19 protein-coding genes, 1 tRNA gene and 1 riboswitch are annotated in these 22,364 nt (G+C 67.5%); of the genes, 13 read left to right on the top strand and 7 right to left on the bottom strand.

The window, feature by feature from the left end; translation table 11 throughout:
• Positions 1 to 2: 2 nt before the first annotated feature.
• On the bottom strand, positions 3 to 524 hold the full coding sequence (locus AS93_RS0102065) for a GspH/FimT family pseudopilin (protein ID WP_027589036.1): 522 nt from the start codon (positions 522 to 524) through the stop codon (positions 3 to 5).
• A 164-nt stretch (positions 525 to 688) separates the two neighbouring features.
• Positions 689 to 1,216, bottom strand: a complete 528-nt coding sequence (locus AS93_RS18575) for a GspH/FimT family pseudopilin (RefSeq protein WP_051587307.1) — start codon at positions 1,214 to 1,216, stop codon at positions 689 to 691.
• Positions 1,217 to 1,334: 118 nt separating this feature from the next.
• Between AS93_RS18575 and thiO the strand changes: the two genes are divergently transcribed.
• Entirely contained in the window at positions 1,335 to 2,429 is a 1,095-nt protein-coding gene (gene thiO, locus AS93_RS0102075) for a glycine oxidase ThiO (RefSeq protein ID WP_037008399.1), read from the top strand.
• An 88-nt stretch (positions 2,430 to 2,517) separates the two neighbouring features.
• Here thiO and serB read toward each other — a convergent pair whose 3' ends face one another.
• On the bottom strand, positions 2,518 to 3,732 hold the full coding sequence (gene serB / locus AS93_RS0102080; protein ID WP_027589038.1) for a phosphoserine phosphatase SerB: 1,215 nt from the start codon (positions 3,730 to 3,732) through the stop codon (positions 2,518 to 2,520).
• 205 nt (positions 3,733 to 3,937) lie between these two features.
• Here serB and AS93_RS0102085 point away from each other — a divergent pair, with 205 nt between their 5' ends.
• Positions 3,938 to 5,419 carry a histidine kinase gene (locus tag AS93_RS0102085; protein WP_027589039.1) on the top strand — a complete coding sequence of 494 codons (1,482 nt, stop codon included), beginning with the start codon at positions 3,938 to 3,940 and terminating at the stop codon, positions 5,417 to 5,419.
• Positions 5,420 to 5,543: 124 nt separating this feature from the next.
• Here the strand turns inward: AS93_RS0102085 and AS93_RS0102090 are convergent, their stop codons facing one another.
• Complete coding sequence (locus tag AS93_RS0102090) at positions 5,544 to 6,983, bottom strand: TolC family outer membrane protein (protein ID WP_027589040.1); 1,440 nt, start codon at positions 6,981 to 6,983, stop codon at positions 5,544 to 5,546.
• Between the two features lie 113 nt (positions 6,984 to 7,096).
• Positions 7,097 to 7,203, top strand: a riboswitch (TPP riboswitch).
• Positions 7,204 to 7,305: 102 nt separating this feature from the next.
• On the opposite strand from AS93_RS0102090, the gene thiC reads away from it, so the two are divergent.
• Both thiC and AS93_RS0102100 read left to right on the top strand, forming a co-directional pair.
• Positions 7,306 to 9,186, top strand: a complete 1,881-nt coding sequence (thiC, locus tag AS93_RS0102095; RefSeq protein ID WP_027589041.1) for a phosphomethylpyrimidine synthase ThiC — start codon at positions 7,306 to 7,308, stop codon at positions 9,184 to 9,186.
• A gap of 164 nt (positions 9,187 to 9,350) precedes the next feature.
• Positions 9,351 to 9,425: transfer RNA gene (locus AS93_RS0102100), tRNA-Thr, on the top strand.
• Positions 9,426 to 9,487: 62 nt separating this feature from the next.
• Here the strand turns inward: AS93_RS0102100 and AS93_RS0102105 are convergent.
• Positions 9,488 to 10,204 (bottom strand): RsiV family protein, encoded by a 717-nt coding sequence (locus AS93_RS0102105; RefSeq protein ID WP_037008401.1) that lies wholly within the window; start codon positions 10,202 to 10,204, stop codon positions 9,488 to 9,490.
• A 133-nt stretch (positions 10,205 to 10,337) separates the two neighbouring features.
• Between AS93_RS0102105 and AS93_RS0102110 the strand changes: the two genes are divergently transcribed.
• From AS93_RS0102110 to AS93_RS0102150, 9 genes are all read left to right on the top strand, one after another.
• The gene (locus AS93_RS0102110) at positions 10,338 to 10,955 is read left to right on the top strand and encodes an NUDIX domain-containing protein (protein WP_027589043.1); all 618 of its coding nucleotides are present in this window, start codon (positions 10,338 to 10,340) and stop codon (positions 10,953 to 10,955) included.
• The gene (locus AS93_RS0102115; protein WP_027589044.1) at positions 10,955 to 11,404 is read left to right on the top strand and encodes a DUF1249 domain-containing protein; all 450 of its coding nucleotides are present in this window, start codon (positions 10,955 to 10,957) and stop codon (positions 11,402 to 11,404) included. Before AS93_RS0102110 ends, AS93_RS0102115 begins: the two co-directional genes overlap by 1 nt.
• A 102-nt stretch (positions 11,405 to 11,506) precedes the next feature.
• Positions 11,507 to 12,322 (top strand): 3',5'-cyclic-AMP phosphodiesterase, encoded by an 816-nt coding sequence (gene cpdA / locus AS93_RS0102120; protein WP_027589045.1) that lies wholly within the window; start codon positions 11,507 to 11,509, stop codon positions 12,320 to 12,322.
• Between the two features lie 105 nt (positions 12,323 to 12,427).
• Positions 12,428 to 13,045 carry a YqiA/YcfP family alpha/beta fold hydrolase gene (locus tag AS93_RS0102125; RefSeq protein ID WP_027589046.1) on the top strand — a complete coding sequence of 206 codons (618 nt, stop codon included), beginning with the start codon at positions 12,428 to 12,430 and terminating at the stop codon, positions 13,043 to 13,045.
• Between the two features lie 15 nt (positions 13,046 to 13,060).
• Entirely contained in the window at positions 13,061 to 14,950 is a 1,890-nt protein-coding gene (gene parE, locus AS93_RS0102130; protein ID WP_027589047.1) for a DNA topoisomerase IV subunit B, read from the top strand.
• Positions 14,947 to 15,930 (top strand): esterase-like activity of phytase family protein, encoded by a 984-nt coding sequence (locus AS93_RS0102135; RefSeq protein ID WP_027589048.1) that lies wholly within the window; start codon positions 14,947 to 14,949, stop codon positions 15,928 to 15,930. Before parE ends, AS93_RS0102135 begins: the two co-directional genes overlap by 4 nt.
• On the top strand, positions 15,927 to 16,451 hold the full coding sequence (locus AS93_RS0102140; RefSeq protein WP_027589049.1) for a TIGR02281 family clan AA aspartic protease: 525 nt from the start codon (positions 15,927 to 15,929) through the stop codon (positions 16,449 to 16,451). The genes AS93_RS0102135 and AS93_RS0102140 overlap by 4 nt, the downstream gene beginning before the upstream one ends.
• Positions 16,452 to 16,460: 9 nt before the next feature.
• A complete protein-coding gene (parC, locus tag AS93_RS0102145) occupies positions 16,461 to 18,713 on the top strand; it encodes a DNA topoisomerase IV subunit A (RefSeq protein ID WP_027589050.1) in 2,253 nt (750 codons plus the stop codon).
• Positions 18,714 to 18,877: 164 nt separating this feature from the next.
• Positions 18,878 to 19,561, top strand: a complete 684-nt coding sequence (locus AS93_RS0102150; protein ID WP_027589051.1) for an ABC-type transport auxiliary lipoprotein family protein — start codon at positions 18,878 to 18,880, stop codon at positions 19,559 to 19,561.
• Between the two features lie 167 nt (positions 19,562 to 19,728).
• On the opposite strand, the gene AS93_RS0102155 is transcribed toward AS93_RS0102150, so the two are convergent.
• The gene (locus AS93_RS0102155; protein ID WP_027589052.1) at positions 19,729 to 20,934 is read right to left on the bottom strand and encodes an acyl-CoA dehydrogenase family protein; all 1,206 of its coding nucleotides are present in this window, start codon (positions 20,932 to 20,934) and stop codon (positions 19,729 to 19,731) included.
• A gap of 9 nt (positions 20,935 to 20,943) precedes the next feature.
• Positions 20,944 to 22,224: an acyl-CoA dehydrogenase family protein gene (locus AS93_RS0102160; protein WP_037008403.1), complete on the bottom strand. Its 1,281-nt coding sequence runs from the start codon at positions 22,222 to 22,224 to the stop codon at positions 20,944 to 20,946.
• Positions 22,225 to 22,364 lie beyond the last annotated feature (140 nt).

Raw genomic sequence — 22,364 nt, forward strand, 5'->3', positions numbered from 1 at the left:
CCTTATTGCGGGCAGTTGGCATCCCGCGTCGTGGCCGACACCTCGGTGCGGCCTTGCGGCGTGAGCAACACGCAGCGGGCGTTCTGGCCGGCGGCGGGCAATTGCGGGGAAGACACCTTGAAACGCGGACGACCGCTGCTGACCCCTCGCGTGCCATCGCGCAGGAACAGGACCCGGTAAGGGCTGGCCAGGGCAGCGCTGCTGATGGTCACGTTGCCGCGGCCGGAGAATCGGCGCAGCACCGCGGCGTCATCGCAGTTCGCTACGGTTGCCGGGGCGACGCACCAGCCATTCGCCCAGCCGTTCGGACTGACCGCCTCCGGGATCACCGCGATGCTGGTCGAGCTCTTGATCGCTTCGGAGCGCGCCAGCGCCATGGCCAGGGCCAGGTCGCCCGCCTGGCTGGCGACCCGCTGGCGAACAATGAAGTCTCCCATCGCCGGCGCGGCCAATGCGGCCAGGACCGCCAGCAAGCTGATGGCCACCATGAGTTCGATGAGGGTGAAGCCTTGGTTGAATCGCATGACCCGCCTCGCCTGAAGAATCGAGCGCAGTGTCTGCAAGCCCCCCAGGCGTGACAATCGGGGTACCGATGGCTGGTGTGAAATCGTGGGCAAACGGTCGAGCAAATGGGTGAATTTGCAGACAACGTCGCAAAACCCACAAAACAGGGCTACCGCCCAGACAACTAACCCAGCGGGCAGCCCTGCTCGTGTCGCTCCGCACGCACCCGACCCTGGCGGCTGATAACCAGCTTGCCGTAGCGGTTAAGACCCGCCTGGTGACACAGGGTGAATGTGCCGTTACTGAGGTAGGTGGTGCCCTGCCCGCTGAAATGCAGCGAATGCAGGGGCTTTGTCCCCACCCAGTCCGCCTGCACGTGGCTCGGAATGGCCAGGGTTTGCAGCAGCGTCTCGCCGGCGTCCAGTGCCCGATTGCCGTTACCGTCGACGAAACTGGTCAGCACGCCGGCCTTCAGGCTGACGCAGCCCCCCTGAGCATTCAGGGCGCACAGGGTGACCCGACGCTGGTTGATCAGCGCATGCTGGCGAGCCTGCACGATCAGACGCATCAGTTCAGCCTGATAGGCGTCGAGCTGATGCTTGCGGTACAGCTGTGTCATCGAGGGCGCAGCCAGGCTGACGGCGATCACCAGGATCGCCAGCGCGATAATCAGTTCCACCAGCGTGAACGCACGCTGCCGTTCATAGTCCATGAGCGAATCCTTGCTAATCCCAATATCATGTCGGCCTTCCTGACCGACCCGTCCTTGTTAGACCATGGCCACGGCCCGTCAAGCAGATCACTTCGCTGAATCGCCCAAGGAGAGAAATGTGCAACACGTTCTGGTAATCGGCGCCGGCATCATCGGCCTGCTGACGGCCTACAAGCTGGTCGGCGCGGGTCTGCGCGTCACCCTGGTGGAATCCGGCGAGCCGGGTCGCGAGGCATCCTGGGCGGGGGGTGGCATCGTCTCGCCGCTGTATCCGTGGCGGTATCCGGCGGCGGTGCAGGCGCTGGCCCTGCAGGCGCAGGACGCCTACCCGGCGCTGACGGCGCAGTTGCTGCAGGACAGCGGAGTCGATCCCGAGCTGCACGTGACCGGCCTGTACTGGATGGATGTTGAGGACGAGGAGCAGGCTCTGGCCTGGGCCGCCCGTTTCGAGCGAACCCTGGAACGGGTGCCGGTCGACGATGTGCGGCGGACCATCCCCGCCCTCGCCGACCGTTTCCAGCGTGCGCTGTACATGCCGGGGGTGGCCAACATCCGCAATCCGCGCCTGCTGAAGGCCTTGCGCGTGGCGCTGGAGCGCCTGGCCCACGCGGAGATCCACAGCCAGCAGCCGGTGCAGGGCTTCGTGCAGGAAGGCGGGCGAGTGGTCGGCGTGCGCACGGCAGCACGCGAATACCGCGCCGACCAGGTAGTGCTGGCCGCCGGTGCCTGGAGCGGCGAGTTGCTGGCCACCCTGGGCGTGCAGCTACCGGTCCAGCCGGTGCGCGGGCAGATGATCCTGTTCAAGTGCGCCACGGATTTCCTGCCGAGCATGGTGCTGGCGGGTCGCCGCTACGCCATCCCGCGCCGCGACGGTCACATCCTGGTCGGCAGCACCCTGGAATACTGCGGCTTCGACAAATCCACCACCGAGAATGCCCTGGACAGCCTGCGCGCCACGGCCGCCGAGTTGCTACCAGATCTGGCGAACGCACCGGTGGTCGGCCACTGGGCTGGCCTGCGGCCGGGCTCGCCGGACGGCATCCCGTTCATCGGCGAACTGGCCAGCCATCCGGGGCTGTGGCTGAACTGCGGGCACTTCCGCAACGGCCTGGTGCTGGCGCCGGCCTCCTGCCGCCTGCTGGCGGATCTGATGCTGGGGCGGGCGCCTTCGATCGATCCAGCGCCGTATGCCCCGGATCAGCGACTGGGCTGATGCGGCTGTGAGGGCGGACTCGTCCGCGAGCTTTTCGTGCAGGTCACACCCGGAAGCTCGCGAATGAATTCGCTCCCACAGGTTCTCCCTACTCCTGGCCGTCGCGGTCGCGGAAGCCGAGCAGGTAGAGGATGCCGTCCAGTCCCAGGGTGGAGATCGCCTGCTTGGCCGACTGCTTGACCAGCGGCTTGGCGCGGAAGGCCACGCCGAGGCCGGCCAGGCCGAGCATCGGCAAGTCGTTGGCGCCGTCGCCCACGGCGATGGTCTGCTCCAGGCTCAGGCCTTCCTTTTCCGCCAGGTGGCGCAGCAGGTCGGCCTTGCGCTGGGCGTCGACGATCGGCTCGATGGCCACGCCGGTCAGCTTGCCGTTGACGATCTCCAGTTCGTTGGCGAACACGTAGTCGATGCCCAGCTTGGCCTGCAGCTGCTTGGCGAAGTAGCTGAAGCCGCCGGACAGGATCGCGGTCTTGTAGCCCAGGCGCTTGAGCTCGGCGAACAGCACCTCGGCGCCCTCGGTCAGGCGCAGGCCGGTGCCGATCTCGGCCAGCACGTCCTCGGACAGCCCCTTGAGCAGACCGAGGCGCTCCTTGAAGCTGGCGCGGAAATCCAGCTCGCCGCGCATGGCGCGCTCGGTGATCTCCGCCACCTGCTCGCCTACGCCGGCGGCCTTGGCCAGCTCGTCGATCACCTCGGCCTCGATCAGCGTGGAATCCATGTCGAACACCGCCAGACGGCGATTGCGGCGGAACACCGAGTCGCGCTGGAAGGCGATGTCCACGTTCAGCTCCTGGGCCACGCTGAGAAACTCGGCACGCAGGGCATCCGGATCGGCCGGCTCGCCGCGCACCGAGAACTCGATGCAGCCCTTGCCGCGCTCGACCGGCATGTCCAGCGGCATGCGCCCGGACAGGCGGTCGATATGGTCGATGTTCAGGTCGTACTTGGCGGTGATGGCACTGACCCGGTGCAGTTGCTCGGCAGTCACCTGGCGAGTCAGCAGGGTGACAATATGGCGCGGCTTGCCCTGGCCGTTCACCCAGTGCTGGTAGTCGGCCTCGGAGACCGGCGTGAAGCGCACTTGCTGGTCCAGCTTGTAGGCGGTGAACAGCACATCCTTGAGCGCTGCGGATGCGCGCTCGTTGTCGGGCATCTCCACCAGGATGCCGAACGACAGGGTGTCGTGGATCACGGCCTGGCCGATGTCGAGGATGTTCACGCCGCCCTGGGCCAGCACTCCGGTGATGGCGGCGGTCAGCCCGGGGCGGTCTTCCCCGGTGATGTTGATCAGGACGATTTCGCGCAAGGCGCAGCTCCCATGACGAAGGGCAACGGAAAGGCGCGCATTCTACCCCAAGCGCCGGCAAGGTATGCCGACGCACAGCGGGCGAGGCGCCAGACCCCGCGAAAATGGTGGCATTTAGCCTTGACACAATTCACGTCAGGGTGCTTTGGCAGCCTCCGGGCATTCCGTATACTCCCGCGACCTATATCGCCGAGATGCGCGGCCCGTGAGACCCGACAACCTGTTCCTGCGACTGTTCGACGCCCTGCGTGGGCGTACCCTGTCCGTTCCCCTGCGCATCACCGGCCTGTGCCTGGGCATGGTGGCCCTGGTGCTGCTGCTGTACGCCTGGGTGATCGGCACGCAGCTGCGCCAGACCAGCCAGCAACAGGCCAATGTGGTCGGCCAGACGCTGGTCACCCAGACCGCAGCAACGGCCACCAGCCTGCTGGTGGCTAACGACATCCTCAGCCTCAACGTGCTGTTGGGCAATCTGGTGAAGAACCCGCTGGTAGCCCACGCCGCCGTGTACAGCACGGACAACCGCATCCTCGCCGAAGCCGGCAGCCGGCCGGCTGACGCCACTGACGGCCTGTTCGCCACGCCTATCAGCTTCCAGGAGGTGCTCGCCGGCCAGTTGCGCATCAGCCTGGACATGCAGCATTTCCGTCAACCCCTGAGCCTTGGCCTGCAGAGCATGGCGTTGCTCAGCCTGATCCTGCTCGCGGCCGCGCTCTGGCTGTCGCTGCTGGCGGGCCGCAGCCTGGCCAACCCACTGATCGCGCTCGGCCACTGGGTGCGCGATCCCCAGGGGCTGGCACCTGGGTCGCAGCGACAGGACGAGATCGGCGAGCTGGCGCGTTCACTGCAGGCGCGCCTGGCCCCGCTCCCCGAGCCCGCGCCCGCGCCAGAACCCGAGCAGGAGCTTGACCTGGACCCGGAGGCGGACCCGGAGCTGGCCCTGGATGACGAGCCTGAGCTCGAAGCGGCCTGGCAACCCGAACCGGGCAACCCGCGCCCACAGCGCGCCATGGCCCATAGCCTGGACGAGGACGATCCGTTTCTGGATCTGGACGAGGTGGCGCTCGACGAGGATCTCGCCGCCCCTGCCCTGGCTGCCCGCTCCGATGCCAGTGCCTGCGCCGTGCTGGCCGTGCAGATCGGCCAGCAGGATCAGCTGCGCCGTCTGCCCCGCCAGCGCCTGGTCGACCTGCTGGACCGCTATCGGCACTGCCTGGAGCAGGCCAGCCGTCTCTACCAGGGCGAGCTGCACATCCTGCGCGACGGCAGCAGCCTGGTGTTGTTCCATCAGCGCCATGACGACGACTACCTGGGTCATGCGCTGTGCTGCGGGGAACTGCTGCGCGCGCTTGGCCATTCGCTGCAGCTGCAGATGGCCGACACCGGCCAGGTGCCCCAGCTGCAGCTCAGCCTGTGCGGTGGCGCCCTGCCCGAGCGCATCGGCCAGGGCGATCTGCTACTCAGCGAACCGGCCCAGCAGGCCCTGGCACTGGCCCAGCACAGCCGCACCCTGCTGCTCACCGACGCCCAGCTGGGGGTCGCCGCGCCGATTCGCGAGCGCGCACGCCTGCGCCCGACCAGCAACCCGCCGGGCGCCTATTGCGTGGAAAGCCTGCTGCCGCCCTATCCGGCGCTGATCGAGCGCCAGCTCGGCCGCTTCAGCGAACTGCGCGAAGGACAGGCGTAGGGCGCTTGCCGTTTTTGCCACGAGGCCGGATGGCTTTCGTAGCAGCGGCTTCGGCCGCGACGGCAGCCCCACCCACGGCCGAAGCCCCTCCCACAGGGAATTCCCCGGTTTTCTCGCTCGCCGGCTACAGCTGCGCCGGCCCCTGCCGCTTGGGCGCCAGGTCGGGCGGCAGGAAATCGCGGTCCGGGGTGTAGTCCGGCTGCAGGTAGGCGGATAGCGCCTGCAGGTCGGCGGGACTGAGGGTGCCGGCCACCTGCTTCAGGCGCAGGTTGTCGAGGATGTAGTCGTAGCGGGCGTTGTTGTAGTCGCGCACGGTCGCGTACAGCAGACGCTGGGCATCCAGCACGTCGACGATGTTGCGGGTGCCCACCTGGTAGCCGATTTCGGTAGCCTCCAGCGCGCTCTGGCTGGAGATGATCGCCTGGCGCCGGGCCTGCACCTGTTCGACATCGGTGTTTACCGCGCGGAACAGGTTGCGGGTGTTCTGCACCACCTGGCGGCGCAAACCTTCGCGCTGCTGCTCGGCCTGGGCCAGCAACTGCTGGGCCTCACGGCCCTGGGCGGTGGTCAGGCCGCCACTGAACAGCGGGATGTTCAGCTGCAGGCCAATGCTGCTTCGCGAGGCATCGCCAGCGTAGCGGGGCAGACTTAGCCCGGGGACGTCCGTGGCGTTGCTGAATCCCAGGCCGTCGTTGTCCCCCGTCTGGTACTGAGCCACGGCATCCAGGGTCGGCGCATGACCGGCGCGGCGCTGGCGCACATTTTCCTCGGCGGCGATGACCGCGTAGTGGCTGGCCTGCAGGTTGAGGTTCTGGCGGGCGGCGGTTTCCACCCACTGGCTGGCCTCGTTGGGCACCGGTGCAAGCACCGGCAGGCTGTGGCGAATACCGTCGAGGCGGCTGTAGGGACGCGCCGTCAGCGCCTCGAGGTTCTCGAAGGCGTCCCGCACCTGGCGCTCGGCCAGCAGGCGACCGGCGCGCGCCGAGTCGTACCCGGCCTGCGCCTGCAGCACGTCGGTGCGGTCGGATAGGCCGACCTCGAAACGCTCGTTGGCCTGGTCCAGCTGACGCTTGAGCGCGGCCTCCTCGGCCTTCACTGCGGCGAGACTGTCCTGGGCGCGCAACACCGCGAAGTACGCCTCGGCGCTGCGGAAGATCAGATCCTGCTGGCTGGCGGAGAATTCCAGGCCAGCCTGCTCGCCGCTCGCCTGGGCGGCCTGCAGCTGGAACCAGCGATCGGCGCGGAACAACGGCTGGCTCAGGGTCGCCTGATAGACCAGTGCACTGGCGCCCACTGACTGACGCCCCCGCAAGACGGTGTCCACCTCGGAGTCGGTATCGGTATAGGACGCCCCTGCCGACAACTGCGGCAACAGCCCGGCACGGGCCTGGGGAATCCGCTCCAGCACGGCTTGATAGCGGGCGCGTGCCGCCGCCAGATCGGCATTGTTCTCCACGGCTTGCTGATAGACGCTCAGCAGGTCGCTCTTGAGGGGCTCCTGGGCCACGGCCAATCCTGGCAGGGCGGCCGAGATGGCGAACGCGAGAGTGAGTCTACGCAGCATGTTCGTTCCTGAATGCCTGAAGATCGGCAAGGCTATGTGGGTCGGTCGACGGGGGTCAATGGCCATGACGCGACAGCATTGGAGTTTGTGCCAGGGCTTGCGTAGACTCCCCGCTGTTCTTGTCGGGGTGCCCAGAATCGTGGGCTGAGATCGGACAGTTCCGGATCCCGTTGAACCTGATCAGGTTAGCGCCTGCGTAGGGAACAAGATGTGTCTGCCTCCCGGCGGACCTCTGGACACCCCATCGGTGTTCACCCCACGGTCTCCGGGCCGCCTCGCCGCTGCATCAGGTTCACTCCGACATTCAGCCGAGGAGCCGCCGATGAACAGCACCCCCCAGCACCTGAGTGAAAGCGCCCGGGTCGACCAGCAGTCCGTTCAGCCCTTTCCGCGTTCGCGCAAGATCTATGTCCAGGGCTCGCGCCCCGATATCCGCGTGCCGATGCGCGAGATCAGCCTGGATGTCACGCCCACCGCCTTCGGCGGCGAGAGCAACGCACCCGTGACCGTCTACGACACCTCCGGCCCCTATACCGACCCGGCCGCCAGCATCGACGTGCGCAAGGGCCTGCCGGACGTGCGCAGCGCCTGGATCGAGGACCGCGGCGACACCGAAAAGCTGCCGGGCCTGTCCTCCGAGTTCGGCCAGCGTCGCCTGTCCGATCCGGAACTGGCCGCCATGCGCTTCGCCCATGTGCGCAATCCGCGCCGCGCCAAGGCCGGGCACAACGTCAGCCAGATGCACTACGCCAGGAAGGGCATCATCACGCCGGAAATGGAATTCGTCGCCATCCGCGAGAACATGAAGCTGGCCGAGGCCCGCGAGGCCGGCCTGCTCAAGGAACAGCACGCCGGACAGAGCTTCGGCGCCGCCATTCCCAAGGAAATCACCCCCGAGTTCGTGCGCCAGGAAGTGGCGCGCGGCCGCGCCATCATCCCGGCCAACATCAACCACGTGGAACTCGAGCCGATGATCATCGGCCGCAACTTCCTGGTGAAGATCAACGGCAACATCGGCAACTCGGCGCTGGGCTCTTCGATTGAAGAAGAAGTCGCCAAGCTGACCTGGGGCATCCGCTGGGGCTCGGACACCGTCATGGACCTGTCCACCGGCAAGCACATCCACGAAACCCGCGAGTGGATCATCCGCAACTCGCCGGTACCGATCGGCACCGTGCCCATCTACCAGGCGCTGGAGAAGGTCGGCGGCATCGCCGAGGAGCTGACCTGGGAGCTGTTCCGCGACACCCTGATCGAGCAGGCCGAGCAGGGCGTGGACTACTTCACCATCCACGCCGGCGTGTTGCTGCGCTACGTGCCGCTGACCGCCAAGCGCGTCACCGGCATCGTCAGCCGGGGCGGCTCGATCATGGCCAAGTGGTGCCTGGCGCACCACCAGGAGAATTTCCTCTACACCCACTTCGAGGAAATCTGCGAAATCATGAAGGCCTATGATGTCAGCTTCTCGCTGGGCGACGGCCTACGTCCGGGCTCGATCGCCGACGCCAACGACGCCGCGCAGTTCGGCGAGCTGGAAACCCTCGGCGAGCTGACCAAGATCGCCTGGAAGCACGATGTGCAGACCATGATCGAAGGCCCGGGCCATGTGCCGATGCAACTGATCAAGGAGAACATGGACAAGCAGCTGGAATGCTGCGACGAGGCGCCGTTCTACACCCTCGGCCCGCTGACCACCGACATCGCCCCCGGCTACGACCACATCACCAGCGGCATCGGCGCCGCGATGATCGGCTGGTTCGGCTGCGCCATGCTCTGCTACGTCACCCCCAAGGAGCACCTCGGCCTGCCGAACAAGGATGACGTGAAGACCGGCATCATCACCTACAAGATCGCCGCCCACGCCGCCGACCTGGCCAAGGGTCACCCGGGCGCGCAGATCCGCGACAACGCCCTGTCCAAGGCGCGCTTCGAGTTTCGCTGGGAGGACCAGTTCAACCTGGGCCTGGACCCGGACACCGCGCGCGCCTTCCACGACGAGACGCTGCCGAAGGAGTCGGCCAAGGTGGCGCACTTCTGCTCCATGTGCGGGCCGAAGTTCTGCTCCATGAAGATCACCCAGGAAGTGCGCGACTACGCCGCAGAGCACGGCCTGACCGACGAGCAGAAGGCCATCGAGGCCGGCTTCGCCGAACAGGCCGGGCGTTTCCGCGACGAAGGCTCGGTGATCTACAAGCAGGTATAAGCGCCTGGCAGGACCTGCAGGAGCGACTTCAGTCGCGATGCTTCTGGCGTCGACCCGCACGAAAGCATCGCGGCTGAAGCCGCTCCCACGGCAAAGCATTTTCCCAACCCTTTAATTTTTCTCTGGATTTCCCAAAAACACCTGACTAGAATGCGCGCCCATTCGCCCATGTAGCTCAGGGGTAGAGCACTCCCTTGGTAAGGGAGAGGTCGGCGGTTCAAATCCGCCCATGGGCTCCAGATGCCCCAAGAAGCCCGCCTCGTGCGGGCTTTCTTGTTTCTGGACGCTGTAGAGCAACGCCCTACAGATACTGCGGCTTCAGAATGCCGCGCAGCTGCTCTTTCGGAATGCTCAGTTCCGGATGGCCACTGGCATAGGGCGCGATGCTGTACACGTCGTACTTGAGCAGCACCCGGTCCCTGAGCAGCGCGATGTTGCGGGTCGGCTGGAACTGCCAGAAGGCGACGAACTCCTTGTCGTTGGCATGCCCCTTCTCCACCAGCCAGCGCTGGTGCGCCTCGGCGGCCAGCGACCAGAACGCGGCTTCCTGGCCGGGCAGCAGCAGATCCGCCAGCTGCAGCTCGCGATCACCGCGCCGCTCGTAGTTGATGAAGCCCCGTCCGGGCAGGCCGTGGGCACCCCCGGTGTACTGGTAGCTGGACAGCTCGATGACGATCAGCCCGTCATGCTGCTCGCGCACCTGCGCCTGCAGGTAGCTGGTCTGCTCCGGCTCGGCGCCGCTCAGGTAGCTGCGCTGATACTCACGCAGCGAAGCCGGCAGCGGATCGTTGGCATGCAGGCGGGTCATTTCCAGCAGCCGCTGTTCGATCAGCCGATCCAGCGCGGGCTCGTCGGGAAAATGCAGGGTGTCGATGTTGACCAGCGGGCAGGCTTCGCCCCGGCAACCGGCTGGCCGCTCCTCCCACGCCTGGCGTTCATAACGCGCCTGCCCGCCCATGGGCAGCAACTGGCAGGCACTGAGCAGGAGGAAACTGACAAGCACAAGGAGCTTAGGCATGTGGCGAATCCCTTGACTGGCATTGAAGGTCATTCAGCTTGGCACGCCGTCGCTCATCGGCAAAGTGGCTGCGGCCGACACCAGGTCACGCTAGGATGTTCGACAGTTTTCCCACTGCGCCTGGATGGCTTTCATGTCCGATTTCTTCAAGGCCGATGCCGACGCGGTCGAAGTCGTGCAACGCGAGCACTGCTTCCGCGGTTTCTACCGTCTCGATCGCCTGCACCTGCGCCATCGCCAGTTCAAAGGCGGCATGGGGCCGCTGATCAGCCGCGAGCTGTTCGTGCGCCATGACGCGGTCTGCGTGCTGCCCTACGACCCGCTGCGCGACGAGGTGGTGCTGATCGAACAGTTCCGCGTCGGCGCGCTGGGCAAGAAAACCAGCCCCTGGCTGCTGGAGCTGGTGGCGGGCCTGATCGAGGAAGGCGAACAGCCGGAGCAGGTCGCGCACCGCGAAGCCCTAGAGGAAGCCGACCTGACGCTGGATCGCCTGTGGCCGATCACCGAGTACTTCCCGTCGCCCGGCGGCTCCGACGAACGCGTGCACCTGTACCTGGGCCGCTGCGACAGCAGCGCCGCCGGTGGGGTGCACGGCCTGGCCGAGGAAGGCGAGGACATCCGCGTGCATGTGCTGTCCTACGCGGACGCCCTGCGCGCGCTCAAGGACGGCCTGATCGACAACGCCGCCAGCCTGATCGCCCTGCAGTGGCTGGCCCTCAATCGCGACGAAGTGCGGGGTGCCTGGAGTTGATGGTGACCGGACGCGAACGTTATCGGGTCGACCTGTGCGAATTGCAGGCCAGCTGCGAAGCCAATTACCAGCGCCTGATGAAGCTGCTGCCGGACATGCGCACCGCCAGCCCGCGCGTACGCCGCGTGGCGCTGAGCCAGGGCGAGCACCTGCTCGGCGTGCTGGCCGTTGACGTGCTGGAGAACTGCCCCTATACCACCAGCCTGCGCGTGCGCCAGGAAAACGGCCTGCCCTGGCTGCCGGCGCCGCAACTGGAGGTACGCGTGTACCACGACGCACGCATGGCCGAAGTAGTCGGCGCTGCCGAGTCGCGGCGCTTCCTCGGTCGCTATCCCTACCCCAACGAAGCCATGCACCAGCCGGACGAGAAGACCCAGCTCAACCTGTTCCTCGGCGAATGGCTGAGCCACTGCCAGGCGCTCGGCCATGAACTGGAGCCGGTTCTGTAACAATTCCGCCCCCTCATGGTGTGAACCACTTCCGCTTTTCGGGTTTGCCGGCACCCCTGCCCATCTCGATAATCCCGACTCCATTGCACGAGAGCGCATGCCTTGCCGAGCCTGACTGACTCCACACCGGATGCCCCGGTATCGCTGGTTCAGCTGACCGACAGCCACCTCTTCGCCGACCCCAGCGGTCGCCTGCTGGGCATGAACACCGCCGAGAGCCTGGCGCGGGTCATCGACCGGGTGCTTGACGAGCAGCCGCACATCGACCTGCTGCTGGCCACAGGTGACCTGTCCCAGGACGGCTCGGGCGCCTCCTACCAGGCCTTTCTGCAGATGACCGCGCGGATTCCCGCGCCACTGCGCGCGTTTCCCGGCAACCACGACTTGCACGACCCGCTGCGCGGCATCGCCGGCGACAGCCCGCTCCTCGAGCCCGTCGTGGATTGCGGCGCCTGGCGCATCGTGCTGCTGGACACCGCCGTGCCGGACGCGGTGCACGGCCATCTGTGCGACAACCAATTGGATCTGCTGGCGCGAGCGCTGGACGAACAGCCGCAGCGCCCGGCGCTGATCTGCCTGCACCATCACCCGGTGCCGATCGGCTGCGCCTGGATGGACCGCATCGGCCTGGACAATGCCGAGGCGCTGTTCGCCGTACTCGACAGCCGACCGCAGGTACGCGCCCTGCTCTGGGGCCACGTGCATCAGGAATTCGACTGCATGCGCTCCGGCGTGCGTCTGCTGGGCTCGCCCTCCACCTGCGTGCAGTTCGCGCCGGGCAGCGATCACTTCAAGGTCGGCGACCAGTCACCGGGCTATCGCTGGCTGCGCCTGCACCCGGACGGCGAGCTGGAAACCGGCGTTTCGCGGGTAGAGGGCATCGCCTTCGATATCGATTACAACGTGCGGGGCTATTGAGCATCCCGGCGCGGCCGATACAGGCAGCGCCGGACTCGGCTTGCAGCGCGTGCCTGTGCGCTTTAGCCTTGCCCACCCACCCCACTTCCGTTATCGAACGCGCGCATGGCCAGCCAACTGCCCACCCTCCTCTATCTGCACGGCTTCAACAGCTCGCCGGCTTCGAAGAAGGCCCGCCAGCTGGTGCATGCCTGCGAGCAGTTGGGCGTCGCCGGGCAGTTGCGCGTGCCGGCCCTCCATCACCACCCGCGTGAAGCCATCGCCCAGTGCGAGCAGGCCATCGCCGAACTGGGCGCGCCGCTGCTGATCGGCAGCTCGCTGGGCGGCTACTACGCCACGCACCTGGCCGAGCACCACGGGCTGAAGGCCCTGCTGATCAACCCGGCCGTGCTGCCCCACACGCGCTTCGACGGCTACCTCGGTCCGCAGCAGAACCTCTACAGCGGCGAAACCTGGCAGCTGACCCTGGAGCACATCCAGGCGCTGGCCGCACTGGAAGTGCCCGCACCCCAGGACCCGCGGCGCTTCCAGGTGTGGCTGCAGACCGCTGACGAGACCCTCGACTACCGCCAGGCCCAGGCCTGGTACCGGGCCTGCGCGCTGCGCATCCAGCCCGGTGGCGACCACAGCTACCAGGGCTTTGCCGCTCAGTTGCCCGCGCTGCTCGCCTTCGCCGGCTTTGATCCCGGCCTGTGGCGCGACCACGATTTTTCCGATCTTTGACGAACTAGAGAGCCCATGGCCACTTACAACGCCGACGCCATTGAAGTCCTTTCCGGCCTCGATCCGGTGCGCAAGCGCCCGGGCATGTACACGGACACCACCCGCCCCAACCACCTGGCCCAGGAAGTCATCGACAACAGCGTCGACGAGGCGCTGGCCGGGCATGCGAAGAGCGTGCAGGTGATTCTGCACACCGACAATTCGCTGGAGGTGATCGACGACGGGCGCGGCATGCCGGTGGACATCCACCCAGAAGAGGGCGTGCCTGGGGTCGAGCTGATCCTCACCAAGCTGCATGCCGGCGGCAAGTTCTCCAACAAGAACTACCAGTTCTCCGGCGGCCTGCACGGCGTGGGCATTTCCGTGGTGAACGCGCTGTCCACCCGCGTGGAAGTGCGGGTGCGCCGCGACGGCAACGAATACTGCATGACCTTCGCCGACGGCTTCAAGGCCAGCGACCTGGAGATCATCGGCACGGTCGGCAAGCGCAACACCGGCACCAGCGTGCAGTTCTGGCCGGACGCCAAGTACTTCGATTCGGCGAAGTTCTCGGTCAGCCGCCTCAAGCATGTGCTCAAGGCCAAGGCGGTGCTTTGCCCCGGGCTGTCGGTGGTGTTCGACGACCGCAACAGCGGCGAGCGCATCGAATGGTGCTACGAGGATGGCCTGCGCTCCTACCTGATCGACGCCGTCAGCGCGTTCGCCCGCCTGCCGGAAGAGCCCTTCTGCGGCAACCTGGCCGGCGAGCGCGAAGCCGTGGAATGGGCGCTGCTGTGGCTCCCCGAGGGCGGCGAGGCGGTGCAGGAAAGCTACGTCAACCTGATCCCCACCGCGCAGGGAGGCACCCACGTCAACGGCCTGCGCCAGGGCCTGCTGGACGCCATGCGCGAGTTCTGCGAGTTCCGCAACCTGCTGCCGCGCGGCGTCAAGCTGGCGCCCGAGGACGTCTGGGAACGCATCGCCTTCGTGCTGTCGATGAAGATGCAGGAACCGCAGTTCTCCGGCCAGACCAAGGAACGCCTGTCCTCCCGCGAGGCGGCCGCCTTCGTCTCCGGGGTGGTCAAGGACGCCTTCAGCCTGTGGCTCAACGCCCATCCCGAGCAGGGGCTGCTGCTGGCCGAGCTGGCCATCAGCAACGCCGGCCGGCGCCTGAAGGCCAGCAAGAAGGTCGAGCGCAAGAAGATTACCCAGGGTCCGGCGCTGCCCGGCAAGCTGGCCGATTGCGCCGGCCAGGACCCGCTGCGCGCCGAACTGTTCCTGGTGGAAGGCGACTCCGCCGGCGGCAGCGCCAAGCAGGCCCGCGACAAGGAGTTCCAGGCGATCCTGCCGCTGCGCGGCAAGATCCTCAACACCTGGGAAGTGGACGGCGGCGAGGTGCTGGGCAGCCAGGAAGTCCATGACATCGCCGTGGCCATCGGCCTCGACCCGGGCTCCGACGACCTGTCCCAGCTGCGCTACGGCAAGGTCTGCATCCTCGCCGACGCCGACTCCGACGGCCTGCACATCGCTACCCTGCTGTGCGCCCTGTTCGTGCGGCACTTCCGCACCCTGGTGGAGGCCGGACACGTCTACGTGGCCATGCCTCCGCTGTACCGCATCGACCTGGGGAAGGACGTCTTCTATGCCTTGGACGAGGCCGAGCGCGACGGCATCCTCGAGCGCCTGACCGCCGAGAAACGCCGCGGCAAGCCGCAGGTCACGCGCTTCAAGGGCCTGGGCGAGATGAACCCGCCGCAGCTGCGGGAAACCACCATGGACCCGAATACCCGCCGCCTGGTGCAGCTGACCCTGGACGACTTCGAGGACACCCGGCAGGTGATGGACATGCTGCTTGCCAAGAAGCGCGCCAGCGACCGCAAGAGCTGGCTGGAAAGCAAGGGCAACCTGGCCGAGGTCGCGGTTTGATTCGCCGCTGGCTGCTTGCCGGCCTGCTGCTGGCCGGTGCGGTCCCTGTCGCCGCCACCGAGCAACTGCAACTGGCAGGCGAGCATCCCGTCGATGGCGTGCCGCGCGGCAACCTGTCGGGACTCGCCTGGTGCGGCGACGGCTTCTGGACGGTTTCCGACCGCGACGACGATCGCCTGTATCGCCTGGTGCCCGGGGAGCAGAGCTGGACCGTCGAGGAAGAACGCTTCAGCGCCCCGCCACCGCCACCCTCCGGCCTGCCCTGGGGCTTGCGGCAGGGCCAGCGGCTGATCGGCTGGGTGCGCGGCGGCATGCTGGATTTCGAGGGCATCACCTGCGATGGCAGCGGTAACCGTTACCTGGTCAGCGAGGCCAGCCTCGGCGTGCTGATGATTCCCCCGGTCGGTCCGGCCCGCTGGCTGAAGCTGCCGCCGGCGCTGGTCAGTCAGGCCCGGGGCGCCGGCCTGTTGCAGCGCCACAACGCCTTTCTCGAAGGCATTGCGGTCGACCCGGCCAGCCAGCGCCTGTGGCTGGCCGCCGAGCGCGAGCGCCGTGGCCTGTTGGTGCTGCATCGCCAGCAGGCCGATTGGAGCTGCAACGGCGGCTGCGTGCTGCTCAGCGAGGGGGGCTTCGAACCGCCGCCCGCGCAGAGCGGCCTGACCCGTCCGCAGCCGCTGGACTTCAGCGATCTGGCCTTTCATGAAGAGCGCCTCTATACGCTGGAACGCATGACCCACCAGATCTGCCGGCGCTCGCTCTCCACCGGCCAGGCAGAGCGCTGCTGGTCGTTTGCCGATGCCACGCTCGGCGAGGACCGCCGCTACGGGGCGCCACACGGCGTCGCGGAAGGTTTGTGGCTCGACGCAAAGGGCGCCTGGGTGCTGATCGACAACAGCGAACTGGCGCGGGGCGACGGCGAGCGCCGGCCAATGCTCTGGCACTTCGCCGCACCGGAAGGCGGCTGGGGGGCGACGCCGTGAGCAGCGCACCACCCGGCAAGCGCCTGGGGCGCATCATGCTGCTGCTCGCCTGGGGCGCCGGCATGCTGCTGGCCACGCGCTTCTTCGCCCAGTGGGAAGAGTCGCGCTACAACCCCAACCCGGCGCCGGCCTCGCTGCACAGCGCCAGCCATATCGAAGTGCGCCTGCAAGGCGACGGCCACGGCCACTTCCGCGCCAGCGGGCGCATCAACGGCCAGCCGGTGCTGTTCCTGCTCGACACCGGCGCCACCGACGTCGCCGTGCCGGAATCGCTGGTGGAGACGCTCGGCCTGGAGCGCGGCGCGCCCATCGAGCTGCTCACCGCCAACGGCCGCGCCACCGGCTATCGCACGCGCCTGGAACGCCTGCAACTGGGCGACATCGTGCTCACCGATGTACGCGCACTGATCGCCCCGGGGATGGGCAACGACCAGGTGCTGCTGGGCATGAGCGCCCTGCGCCAACTCGAATTCACGCAGCGCGACGGCACCCTGCTGCTGCGCCAGTACTTTTCAAACTAGGGCCCCACCATGAGCGAAACCCTCGACCTCAGCCTGGATGGCGTGGAGCGCCGCTCCCTCGCCGAGTTCACCGAACAGGCCTACCTGAACTATTCCATGTACGTGATCATGGATCGGGCCTTGCCGCACATCGGCGACGGCCTCAAGCCGGTGCAGCGCCGCATCGTCTACGCCATGAGCGAACTGGGCCTGAACGCCGACGCCAAGCACAAGAAGTCGGCGCGTACCGTGGGTGACGTGCTCGGCAAGTTCCACCCCCACGGCGATTTGGCCTGCTACGAGGCCATGGTGCTGATGGCCCAGCCGTTCAGCTACCGCTACACCCTGGTGGACGGCCAGGGCAACTGGGGCGCGCCGGACGATCCCAAGTCGTTCGCTGCCATGCGCTATACCGAGGCGCGCCTGTCGCGCTATTCCGAGGTGCTGCTCAGCGAATTGGGCCAGGGCACCAGCGACTGGGTGCCCAACTTCGACGGCACGCTGGAAGAACCGGCGGTACTGCCGGCACGCCTGCCCAACCTGCTGCTCAACGGCACCACCGGCATCGCCGTGGGCATGGCCACCGACGTGCCGCCCCACAACCTGCGCGAGGTGGCTGCGGCCTGCGTGCGCCTGCTGGACGAGCCGAACGCCACGGTGGCGCAACTGTGCGAACACGTACCCGGCCCGGATTTCCCCACCGAGGCGGAGGTGATCACCTCGCGCGCCGACCTGCTCAAGGTCTACGAAACCGGCCGCGGCTCGGTGCGCATGCGCGCCGTGTACCGCGTGGAGGATGGCGATGTGGTGATCACCGCGCTGCCGCACCAGGTCTCCGGCGCCAAGGTGCTGGAGCAGATCGCCGCGCAGATGCAGGCCAAGAAGCTGCCGATGGTCGCGGACCTGCGCGACGAATCCGACCACGAGAATCCCTGCCGCATCGTCATCATCCCGCGCTCCAACCGCGTGGACGTGGAAGACCTGATGCGTCACCTGTTCGCCACCACGGACCTGGAATCCAGCTACCGGGTGAACATGAACGTCATCGGCCTGGACGGTCGCCCGCAGGTCAAGGACCTGCGCACCCTGCTCGGCGAATGGCTGACCTACCGCATCGGCACCGTGCGCCGCCGCCTGCAGTTCCGCCTGGACAAGGTGGAGAAACGCCTGCACCTGCTGGAAGGCCTGCTGATCGCCTTCCTCAATCTCGACGAAGTGATCGCCATCATCCGCAACGAGGATCAGCCCAAGCCGGTGCTGATGGAGCGCTTCGGCCTCAGCGATCTGCAGACCGACTACATCCTCGACACCCGGCTGCGCCAACTGGCCCGCCTGGAGGAAATGAAGATTCGCGGCGAGCAGGACGAACTGGCCAAGGAACGCGAGAAGCTGCTGGCCCTGCTGGGCAGCGAGACCAAGCTGAAGAAGCTGGTGCGCAAGGAGCTGCTGGAGGACGCCGAGACCTACGGCGATGCGCGCCGCTCGCCGATCATCGAGCGCGCCGAGGCCCGTGCGCTGTCGGAGACCGAATTGCTGCCGTCCGAGCCGGTCACCGTGGTGCTCTCCGAGATGGGCTGGGTGCGTTGCGCCAAGGGCCACGAGGTGGATGCCGCCGGGCTGTCCTACAAGGCCGGGGACAGCTTCAAGTCCGCTGCGCCGGGCCGCTCCAACCAGTACGCGGTGTTTATCGATTCCACCGGGCGCAGCTATTCGCTGGCCGCCCATTCGCTGCCTTCCGCGCGCGGCCAGGGCGAGCCGCTGACCGGTCGCCTGACCCCACCGCCCGGCGCCAGCTTCGAATGCGTACTGCTGCCGGACGACGAGGCGCTGTATGTCATGGCTTCGGATGCCGGCTACGGCTTCGTCGCCAAAGGCGACGACCTGCAGGCCAAGAACAAGGCCGGCAAGGCCCTGCTCACCCTGCCGACCGGCGCCAAGGTGCTGCCGCCGCTACCGCTGAGCAACCGCGAACAGGACTGGCTGGCAGCGGCCACCAGCGACGGCCGCCTGCTGCTGTTCCGCATCGCCGAGCTGCCGCAGCTGCCCAAGGGCAAGGGCAACAAGCTGATCAGCATTCCCGCCGACCGCGTGGCCTCTCGGGAGGAATACGTCACCGCGCTGGCCGTGCTGCCCGAAGGCGCCAACCTGGTGCTGCAGGCTGGCAAGCGCACGCTGACACTCAAGGGCGAGGATCTGGCCCACTACCAGGGCGAACGTGGGCGGCGCGGCAACAAGCTGCCGCGCGGCTTCCAGCGGGTCGACGCGCTGCAGGTGGAAATCTGAGGGTAGTGCTGGGAGAATGCCCGGCACCAAGCGCCAGCCGCCCCGCCTGCACGCCCCTGGCGTCACGTGGCGACCTGACCGCACATTAGAATCACGGGCCGGCGAAACCCGCCGGCCCAGCTTGCTGCCAATCCGGCCGCCCCTTGCGGCCTTCTGGGTGAATGATGAAGTACATGCGCTTTGCGGCGCTGTCGCTGCTGACAGGACTGTTGGCGGTGGGAGGTTGTATCAGCCGCCCGCCCGCCGTGCTCTATCAGCTGGACAGCGGCAGTCCGACAATCAAGGAAAAGGCCTCCGGCCTGATGGTCCTGCTGGAACCGGTGGACCTGGCTGACTACCTCAACCAGAGCGATGCGGTGCTGCAGCGCCAGGCCGATGGCAGTCTGGTGCCCGACCTCGGTGCCCGCTGGGCCGGCAATCTGGGCGACAACATCGACAATGTCATGCTGCAACGCCTGGCCGGCCGTCTGAGCGGCCAGCGCGTCGCCCTGGAACCGGCCGCCGGTTTCGAGCCGGATATTGAAGTGCGCCTGAGCATTTCCCGGCTGGACTCCGGTCCACAGAAGCCGGCCGTGCTGGAAGGCCAGTGGCGCCTGCTGGACCGCAACGGCAAGCTGCGCGACAGTCGCCTGGTGCGCCTGGAGGCGGCACACCAGGGCAGCACCGCCGACCAGATCCGCGCCCAGAGCCAGTTGCTGCAGCAACTGGCCGAGCAGCTCGCCGGCGCCATCGAGCCGCTGTCGCGGCAGATCGTCGCCGCCCGCAAGGCGCGCCCGAGCGAGCCTCAGGCTCCGCAGATTCCCACCGTCGAGCCGCTGCGGACCGACGTGGAGATCTATCGGTTCTGAGGCTGGGCGGCCAGGGTCTGCACCGCCCATTGCCGGGCACCGTTGCGGTGATCTTCATGGTGGCCAACGCGCTGCGTTGACCACCCTACGCCTGGCCGATCCGTAGGGCGGTCGGCGCCTTTTCCGGCCGCCGTGTGCACCCTACCGGCGGCCCGCCCCACGTGGCCCTACTTCAGTTCGGCGGAGCTCTTGCCGAGCAGCCGGCGGGCAATGATCAGTTGCTGGATCTGCTGAGTGCCCTCGAAGATGTCGAGAATCTTGGCATCGCGCGCCCACTTCTCCAGCAGCTCGTCCTCGCCATAACCCTGCGCCCCCACCAGCGCCAAGCAGCCAAGGGTCACCTCGCCGACCATGCGGCCTGCCTTGGCCTTGGCAATCGAGGCCTCCTTCGAGTTCGGCATTCGGTTATCGGCCATCCAGGCTGCCTTGAGGGTGAGCAGCCGCGCCGCCTCCCACTCCGCTTCGTAGCGATGCCAGCAGGCTTCGGCGTGCTGCAGCACCAGCAGGGGGCGCTGGCGGTCGAAGCGACATCCTGCTTTTTCCAACAGCGTACGGCTGCGATCCAGCGCCGCCCGCGCCAGGCCCACCGCCATGGCGGCCACCAGCGGCCGGGTGTTGTCGAATGTCTCCATCACCCCGGCAAAGCCCTTCTGCGTATCGATATCGGGACTGCCCAGCAGGTTGGCGGCGGGCACCCGGCAATCCTGAAAACTGATCGAGGCGGTGTCCGAAGCCTTGATACCGAGCTTCTTCTCCAGCCGGGTCACGGTCATGCCCGTCGTACCCTTTTCCACCACGAAGGACTTGATGGCGGCCCGCCCGAGGCTGCGGTCCAGGGTCGCCCAGACCACCACGGCATCGGCCCGCGCGCCAGCGGTGACGAAGATCTTCTCGCCGTTGAGCACGTAGTGGTCGCCGTCGCGCACCGCCGTGGTACGGATGGCCGCCGAGTCCGAACCGCAGCCGGGTTCGGTGATGGCCATGGCGGCCCAGACAGAGGCAAAGCGCTGGCGCTGTTCCTCGTTGGCCACGGCAGCGATCGCGGCATTGCCCAGCCCCTGGCGCGGCATGGACAGCAGCAGGCCGACATCGCCCCAGCACATTTCCATCACCGCCAGGCAGGCGGACAGGTTGCCGCCATTGCGTACGCCGTCGGCAGCGCCCTCGCTGCGCTTGCCCGCCGCGCCAGCTCCCACCGCATCCGGCGAGCCGGCATTCATGCCGTCGAGCAGCGCGGCAAGCATGTCCAGCTCCTTGGGGTAGGCATGCTCGGCACGGTCGTAGGTGCGGGACAGCGGTCGCAGGTAGTTCGCCGCCACCTGGTGCGCCTGGCTGACCAGCGCGCGGAATTTTCGCGGAGTTTCCAGATACATGGCTGAACCTCAGAGCGACATTGCGCCGTTGAGCACGCCCACGGCGCGCAGGTCCCGGTACCAGCGCTCGACCGGGTGTTCCTGGGTGAAGCCATGCCCACCCAGCAGTTGCACCGCGGCGCTACCAATGCGCGGGGCGTGTTCGCTGCAGAACAGCCGGGCGCGCCAGGCCTGCTCCTGGAAATCCAGCCCCCGGTCGGCGCGCGCGCAGGCCCGCCAGAGCAGCAGGCGCATGCCCTCCAGCTCGATGGCCATGTCGGCGATGCTGAACGCCACGCCCTGACGGTGGCTGATGGGCTCACCAAAGGCGTGGCGGTCGTTGCAGTAGGCGATCATGTAGTCGAGCGCCGCCTGGCAGGTGCCCACCGCCAGGGCGCACCAGCCGAGGGCGGACAGATCGAGAAAGGCCCGATGATCGAAGCCGCGCCCCGCAAGGCGAGCGTCACGCTCGACCCTCACCTGACGCAGGCGGATGCGAGTGGTGGCGCAGGCCTTCAGCCCCATGGCCGGCTCCGGCTGGCGCGAGAGGCCGTCAGTGTCGGCCGGCACCCGGAACAGCGCCGGCCCGTCGCTGCACTGCGCCGAGACGATCAGGTATTCGGCGTCCCCGCCCTGCAGCACCAGGCACTTTTCGCCATCGAGCCGATACTGTCCGCCGCGCTTGCGCGCGCGGGTGGCGGGCCGTGCGGGATCGGCCAGTACCTGCGGCTCGTGGATGGCCAGGGCATAGTGCGGTGCATCTTCGTGCAGCAAGGCCGGCAACCAGCGTTGCTGCTGCTCGGTACTGCTCCAGCGGCGCAGGCAATGGGCCGCCGACAGGGGCTGCAGCAAGGCGGCGGCCAGGGACAGATCCCCCTGGGCCAGGGTTTCGGCCAGCAGGGCCGTGGTCAGCGCTGTCGGGCCACCGGCCAGCCCGCCCATGGACTCCGGCACGCCGTAATGCACCAGCCCGAGGGCAGCCGCCTGCGCTCGCAGCGCCGGGGGAAGGTTACCCTGCGCATCCGCCTCCAGCGCCGCCGGGCGCATGACCTCGACGGCGAACGGGGCCAGCATGTCGCGCAGCAGTTGCTGTTCCTCGCTCAGCGACAGGTCGAACAGCTCCGCAGGCCCGCTCAGCAGCGGCCGCGTGGACCCGTGAGCCGACCGGCGCCCGGCCAGTCGGAAGCCGGCGCGACTGCCACGTAGCAACAGGCCTTCCAGCGGCTTGCGCAGTTTGAATCGATCCGGCCAGTCGGCCCGGGCCAGGCGATTGAGCAGGGCCAGGGCGTGGCCCTGGAGGGTGGTGGCCATGGATATCGTCCCGATTCGGCGGAGAACCAGGATGATGCGTGTGGGGGTTGAGGGCGCCTATGACTCGCCTGCCGCAGCCGCATGGCAGGGCAGCCAGCGGGATCGCACTGTGCGAAAATGCCGGCCCGTTTCCGGCCCCT

The organism is Pseudomonas sp. RL, from assembly GCF_000647775.1.
GTDB classification, from domain to species: domain Bacteria; phylum Pseudomonadota; class Gammaproteobacteria; order Pseudomonadales; family Pseudomonadaceae; genus Serpens; species Serpens flexibilis.

What these genes read in the sequence shown, in the direction of transcription:
- AS93_RS0102150 (WP_027589051.1), top strand. Translation starts at nt 18,878, where the DNA reads ATGAAGTACATGCGCTTTGCGGCGCTGTCGCTGCTGACAGGACTGTTG.
- parC (WP_027589050.1), top strand. Translation starts at nt 16,461, where the DNA reads ATGAGCGAAACCCTCGACCTCAGCCTGGATGGCGTGGAGCGCCGCTCC.
- AS93_RS0102160 (WP_037008403.1), bottom strand. Translation starts at nt 22,224, where the DNA reads ATGGCCACCACCCTCCAGGGCCACGCCCTGGCCCTGCTCAATCGCCTG.
- AS93_RS0102110 (WP_027589043.1), top strand. Translation starts at nt 10,338, where the DNA reads ATGTCCGATTTCTTCAAGGCCGATGCCGACGCGGTCGAAGTCGTGCAA.
- AS93_RS0102090 (WP_027589040.1), bottom strand. Translation starts at nt 6,983, where the DNA reads ATGCTGCGTAGACTCACTCTCGCGTTCGCCATCTCGGCCGCCCTGCCA.
- AS93_RS0102155 (WP_027589052.1), bottom strand. Translation starts at nt 20,934, where the DNA reads ATGTATCTGGAAACTCCGCGAAAATTCCGCGCGCTGGTCAGCCAGGCG.
- AS93_RS18575 (WP_051587307.1), bottom strand. Translation starts at nt 1,216, where the DNA reads ATGGACTATGAACGGCAGCGTGCGTTCACGCTGGTGGAACTGATTATC.
- AS93_RS0102105 (WP_037008401.1), bottom strand. Translation starts at nt 10,204, where the DNA reads ATGCCTAAGCTCCTTGTGCTTGTCAGTTTCCTCCTGCTCAGTGCCTGC.
- parE (WP_027589047.1), top strand. Translation starts at nt 13,061, where the DNA reads ATGGCCACTTACAACGCCGACGCCATTGAAGTCCTTTCCGGCCTCGAT.
- AS93_RS0102115 (WP_027589044.1), top strand. Translation starts at nt 10,955, where the DNA reads ATGGTGACCGGACGCGAACGTTATCGGGTCGACCTGTGCGAATTGCAG.
- AS93_RS0102065 (WP_027589036.1), bottom strand. Translation starts at nt 524, where the DNA reads ATGCGATTCAACCAAGGCTTCACCCTCATCGAACTCATGGTGGCCATC.
- thiC (WP_027589041.1), top strand. Translation starts at nt 7,306, where the DNA reads ATGAACAGCACCCCCCAGCACCTGAGTGAAAGCGCCCGGGTCGACCAG.
- AS93_RS0102125 (WP_027589046.1), top strand. Translation starts at nt 12,428, where the DNA reads ATGGCCAGCCAACTGCCCACCCTCCTCTATCTGCACGGCTTCAACAGC.